The organism is Herbaspirillum lusitanum P6-12, assembly GCF_000256565.1.
In the GTDB taxonomy this organism is placed as follows: Bacteria; Pseudomonadota; Gammaproteobacteria; order Burkholderiales; family Burkholderiaceae_D; genus Herbaspirillum; species Herbaspirillum lusitanum.
The window spans coordinates 1-428 of record NZ_AJHH01000522.1 but is presented as its reverse complement, the minus strand read 5'-3'; the positions used below and the strand labels follow the sequence as shown (position 1 = coordinate 428).

Sequence of the window (428 nt, the reverse complement as noted above, 5' to 3'; positions counted from 1 at the left end):
TTGACGGGTGGCGCCGCCAACCGTGATGGCGATGCTGGGCATGCCGCTGGTGGTGTCGACGGTGACCGCCTCGTTGAAGTTGACCGTCAGGTCCAGCGCACCGCCGGTGTAGTAAGTGCCGTTGGTCGGCACGCCGACCGTATTGACGACCGGCGCGGCGGTATCGACCGTGATGACCAGCGCGGCGGAGGCGGCCGAGGTGTTGCCGGCGGTATCGGAGGCGACCGCCGTGATCGTATGGCTGGCGTTGCTCAGCGCGCCCGAGGTGAAGCTCCAGTTGCCGGCGGCGACGGTGGCGGTGCCCAGCAGCGTGACGCCGTCATAAATGGTGACGGTGCTGCCGTTCTCGCCGGTGCCGGTGAAAGTGGGCGTGTTGTCGCTGGTGATGCCGTCGCTGTTCGAGGCGCCGCTGTCGCTGGCGCTGGCCA

At 68.5% G+C, this 428-nt stretch carries 1 protein-coding gene; it reads right to left on the bottom strand.

Going from position 1 to position 428, the window contains the following annotated elements; genetic code table 11:
* The coding region (locus HLUSI_RS29265; RefSeq protein ID WP_040503607.1) for an Ig-like domain-containing protein at window positions 1-428 on the bottom strand (428 nt) is incomplete at both ends.